This window comes from Bacillus sp. 05T22 (genome assembly GCF_056396765.1).
In genome coordinates, this window is record NZ_JBFTMC010000168.1 from 1 (window position 1) to 6,251 (window position 6,251).

General features: G+C 29.9%; 2 protein-coding genes. Both read right to left on the reverse strand.

What is annotated here, in order from left to right:
* Nucleotides 1–1,875: non-ribosomal peptide synthetase (locus AC1DIT_RS26620; protein WP_476998531.1), on the reverse strand; the 1,875-nt coding region annotated here is incomplete at its 3' end.
* A 19-nt stretch (nt 1,876–1,894) separates the two neighbouring features.
* Nucleotides 1,895–6,251, reverse strand: a 4,357-nt coding sequence (locus AC1DIT_RS26625; RefSeq protein ID WP_476998532.1) for a non-ribosomal peptide synthetase, incomplete at its 5' end; no start/stop codon positions are given.

Below are 6,251 nucleotides of genomic sequence, written 5' to 3' on the forward strand. Positions count from 1 at the left end.
TTCGGATTCAAAAAATTGCCTTTGAATTGGAGTTAGTTTAACTTCCCCTGTGATTTCAGATTGATTAATTGTATATTTTTGAATCTTTTCGATAGTTTTAGCAATATGCCCAACCGTTTTTTCTTTAATTACCGACTCCACGGATAAGTTAAAACCTTTTTCTCTTAGGCTAGATACCATACGGATAGCTTTTATTGAATCACCACCATAATCAAAGAAATTTGAATTTAGGCTCACTTTTTCAATCCCGAGAACTTCTGAAAAAGCATTTGCCACACATACACTTTCAAAAGAGTCTGGTTGAATATATTCTTCACTATATTCAAATATCGGTTTTGGTAATGCCTTTTTGTTTATTTTTCCATTTAATGTAAGAGGGAATTCACCTAGCTTTATAAAATATGCAGGAATCATATAATCTGGTAAATCATTACTTAATTTATCTTTCAAATCAGTAGTGGAAATTTCTGAGTCTCCAATAATGTATGCACATATATATTTCTCTCCTGCATCCTCAATCAAAGTTACTATCGCATTTTCCACCTGTGCAATCTCTTTTAATCGACTTTCAATCTCTCCAAGTTCAATTCTAAATCCTCTAACTTTTACTTGATCATCAATTCTACCTACATATTCAATGTTTCCATCAGGTAATTTTTTGACTAAGTCTCCAGTACGATATAAACGCTCTAAATGATTTTCGGGATGATAAACAAATTTCTCTTGAGTTAAAATATATTGATTCAAATACCCTCTAGAAACCCCTATACCACCTAGATACAATTCACCAACTTGACCGACTTCACATTCAACTTCTTCCTGAAAGATATATGCAGTTGTATGGCTAATCGGTTGTCCAATAGGAGTTTTATTACTAGTTTTATCCAATGTTTTTATTGGATAAAATAATGAAAAGGTAGTTACTTCAGTCGGTCCGTAGATATTGTAAAAAGCCAAATCATCGCTTTTATGTTTTAAGAATATCTCCACATGTTCCTCTGAAGTAGCTTCCCCGCCAAAATATAATTGTTTTAATAAATTGAATACTTCTGGATCTAAACTGACAAACTGATTAAATAGAGCAGTTGTAATAAACATAGTATTTATTTTTAAGTTTCTAATTACACCTTTTAATAAATTTATATCACCTAACAATTTTTTTTCAGCTATATGAACATGACCACCATTTAGTAACGCACCCCAGATTTCAAAAGTAGATGCATCAAAAGATAAAGATCCTGTTTGTAAAATGGAAATATTTTCGAAATCACAATAATTAGTTTCTTTTACTAATCTGATAATATTCCTGTGCTCAACCATTACCCCTTTCGGAGTTCCTGTCGTTCCAGATGTATAAATTAGATACGCCAAATCTTCTGGTCTCGAAATAGAGGGATTATTCAGATTAATGGAATCATCACAATAAACGACCTTATTTAAATTTAACATTGGAGTTTGAAGCATTAAATGCTTCAAACTCTCCTCATGTTGCGTCAAAATATATTTGGTTCCACTATCTTTCAATAAATACTTAATTCTATTGTCTGGATATGATTCATCTATCGGCATATAGGCAAAACCAGCTTTAATAATACCCAGTATTCCAATGATAGTTTCTACTGTTCTTTCAACTACTATTCCAACGTATTGTCCATCCCGAGTAATTTCGTTTCTAATTTTGTTGGCAACTACTGTTGATTTCATATCTAATTCTTGGTAAGAAATCTCAGTATTTTTATCAGAAACAGCAATTTTTTGGGGATGCTTTTTAACTTCTCTTTCAAATAAAGTTATTAAACCATCTTGGAAAATAGAAGAAATTTCTTGACTATCAAATACTCCAATGTTTTGTATATTCAATTCTTTCTCAGACATTTTTTTCACTACCTTCAGTTTATTTAACTTGCATATATGGATTAATTTTTTCCAGTAACAGATCTTTAATATTTTTATTACAGTTCTCAAATACTGGGTAACGAACTAGTAATTTATCTTCATATTTACTAAACGTTATCTCTCTTGCTGCTTCATAATTATCAGAACTTATGTCTTCAATATAATCTTTGTAATTCATCTCATAGAGACCTAAATAATTAATTAACAAAACTTTATCCATCAATTTAAAGTTGTTTCTAAAGATATTTAACCAATTTAATCCAAAAGTTTTTTTCATTAAATTAACTTGATTAATTTGGTCCAGTATTGAGAAATCTGATTTCTTCATTAATGGAAGCATATCGATTATAGGTCCAGTTTGATTCATAAATTTATGGTCAATACTGCTTCGTTCTTCTTGCACTAATTGCAATGGAACTACATCACTTCCATTAGTAAGTTTATTTTCAAAGACTATTACATCCAATATCATTTCTATTAGACCCCATACTTCTTCATCAAAACTGCTTAATATCTCTTCTGGAATTGTCAAAACAGCGAGCTCCAAACGAACAATGTCATTTTGATAATTTAATTGAGAATAAGTTATCAATGATCTCTTATACTCTGAAATAAATTTAGTTAGTTTTTTATCCTCACTTTCTGTTAATCCATTAGAAAGTTCTGCATAATCAGCATACTTACTTCTAGAAATATTACGTTTTAACCCATTCTCAAGTATTTCAACAAGTTCATTTTCTAAGATCAATGAACTTCCTTTGTCCCAAACACTATGATGTGATGAAATATGAATACTAAATGTAATTTCATCTTCATGAACAATAAAAATRTTACTTAATAAATCCCATTCATTAATATTTTTATAACGATTAATAGACTTCATTTCTTTCATTGTTTGATTATAAGTTTCTAAAGAGCTATATCTCAAATCAATATATTCAATACCTGGGGCTTCATTAATTGCAATTTCTCCTATTAGATTGAATCCATTAGCTTTCAATAGTACACTTCTTAATGAGCCATGCTCTTCGATTAAATACTTTATAACTTTAATGACGTCCTCAGCATGGTAGGCTCCTCGAATAGTAATTTCATCTTGAATAATTGAATAAGGTAATGCTAAAAGATAATCTTGTATTGGGGATGGCGAATACACATCAACCTTATCCATTTCGACTGATTTTTGTAAGTTTGCTCTATCAAATTTCTTGTATCTAACAATATTTTCACTAATCTCATTATCAGAAAGAACCATTTTAAATTCCGACTTCGACATATTATCCCTAAATTCCCCAGAGTCTTTCATATCTAAAATATAATTTGGAAAAACTTCCGGCTGCATATTAAGATTTATCGCCTCTAAAATTCTTTTCTTTAAATTCAAGGTAATGTTTTCTACAAATAGAATACGATATTTAATTTTATCAACTAAAACCACTTTTTCTTTACTATAAATATCTGTTCCATATTCTTTTAAAATATATTCATCTAAATTGAAATTCACATTCTGTTTTGTTTCTTTTGTAAGTAATAATTTTTCATTTTCAAAGAATTCACTGATTTTCCGTGCTGATTTCCTATCCATTATTTCTCTAATATTGCAGTCATAGCCTTTTTGTCTAAGTTTTGAAATAACTTTAATAGCTTTTAGTGAATCACCACCATAATCAAAGAAACTATCATTAACACTTATTCTTTCAGAAACCTCCAGAACTTCTTTGAATATATCAATCACCACCTGTTCCATAGTATTTCTAGGTTCTTCATACTTGTTCTGTACGATCAATTTAGGAACTGGCAATGCTTTTTTATCAACCTTCCCTGACTTAGTTTTAGGAAATTCTTTTACTACCGTCATATAATGGGGAACCATGTAATCAGGTAACTCTCTTTCTAAATTTTTATAAATGTAATCAAAATCAATTGTTTTTTCACTTAAAATATATGCGCATAGTTCATGAGTGTTATTAATTCTCTTAGCTATCACAATTGCATCTTTTACACCATTAATTAACCTAAGTTCCCCTTCAATTTCACTAAGTTCAATTCGATAGCCTCGAATTTTTACTTGCTCATCAATTCGACCAAGATAATCAATATTTCCATCTGAAGTCCATCTTGCTAAATCTCCGGTTCTATAAATACGTTCTCCAGGTGTATATGGATTCTCAACAAACTTTTCTTTTGTAAGTTCAGGTTGATTAACATATCCATCACTAACACCTTCACCTGCAATACAAAGTTCCCCTTCAACCCCAACACCACATAGTTTATTTCCTTTCAAAATATATAACCTTGTGTTACCGATAGGCTTACCAATTAATACTTCTTTGATTTTTTCTTTTGAATTAAACCTATGGTAAGTTGAACAAACCGTTGTTTCTGTTGGACCATATACGTTAAATACATCATCAATCTTTCCATTAGAAATATTTTGATATTTTCTTATCACATCTAGAGGGAGCTTTTCTCCTGCTAAAAATAATTTATCAAACGAATTAAATTGTTCTATCATATTATTTTCCATTGCATACTCCATTAACGCTGTAAAAAGAGACGGTACTATTGTCAATTGACGATCTTTGAACATATTAATTAAAGATGAGGGATCGTTCCTACATTCTTCTGGCACAATTTCTAAGGTGATGCCTGATAATAACGATGGGAATATTTCCCATACCGATCCATCAAATATATAATTAAAATACTGCAAGACAACCGTTTTATTGTTGAATTCCGCATTATTTTTCTGCCATTCTACTAAATTTAGTACATTCCTATTATTAATTTTTACACCTTTAGGATTCCCTGTTGTCCCAGATGTATAAATAATATAGGCTAAATCTTCTATATCATTTATATATGGTAAGTTTGGCATACTTTCGATACTAATATCATTTATAGTAATAGAATTATAATTATTCAAAATTTCTGAACCTAATGTTTTTCCAGAGCCTTTTAATATTACATTAACTGATGCATTATCAAGCATGTAATTCACACGTTCATCTGGATGAGATGCATCAATAGGTAAATATGTTGCCCCAGATTTCAATATCCCTAATATCCCAGCTATCATTGCACTACATTTTTCTGTCACCAATGCCACTACATCATTTTTACCTACTCCAAAATTTCTTAAACTATAACCAATACAATTAGCCCAGTTATTTAACTCTTTATAAGTAACAAGTTGGTTTTTAAATTTCAAAGCTACTTTATCAGGATTATTCTTCACTACATCTTCAAATACTTCTACAATTAATTTAGAATTAGCAAAATTCATCGTAGTATTATTAAAGTTATTCATCAACAGATGTTTTTCTTCTTCATCAATAAACTCAATTTCATCAATTAAAATATCCTTTTTAGCGATTACTTCTTTGATAATTTTTATGAAATGATGAGAAATAGAAATAATATCACTTTCTGTAAATTTGTCTGTTTGATACATGAAACCAAACTTTAAGGCCTCATCTTTATACGCAGCTACAGTTAAAGGATAATTAGTTTCTTCTCTGCCGCTTAATAATTCCAATTTTAGCGCTGTCTCTTGCGGACCTTCCTGTGTGTAATAATTTTCAAAAGCAATTACTGTTTGGACTAAATCATTTTCTAAATTTGTACATTGCGATTGTATTTCTGCTAAGGGACAATAATCAAATTCGCTACTTTTAATAGCTTGTTTTTGTATCTTTGATAACATACTTAAAAAGGTTTCTTTGTTTTTTGTTTCAACTCTAATTGGAATTGTATTTATAAACAATCCAACCATATTTTCGATACCAGCTATATTAATATTTCTACCTGATACTATTTTTCCATATACAACATCACTTTGATTTGTATAGTGTTGTAATAATATCCCCCATGCAGCCTCTACCACAGTATTTAATGTTAAACTTTCAAATTGACATAATTCTTCAAGTTTTCGAGTCTCTTCTATACTTACATCAACTTCAAGTACTCGGATTTCTCCATCAATTGAATTATTTTCTACAGATCCTTTAATTACAGACTCATTATCATAGTTTTCTAATAATTCTACCCAATAGTTTCGCGCAGCTTTCTTATCATTTTTTTGCATTAAGCGAATATAACTCTCATAATCATATCTAGATGATAAAGTATCATTAATCTTATTTTTTTGTAGCCCCGCTTCCAATTGAGAATAAAACTGGATTAGATCATTCATTAAAATTGAAGTACACCAGCCATCCATAATGATATGATGGAAACTAATCACCAATTGAGATGGTTCATTTTCTAAGTGAATTAAAGCTACACGAATTAAACTATCGTTTTCTAAGTCAAAACCTCTTCGAACATCTGCTTTTAAGAAGGTGTCTTTTTCC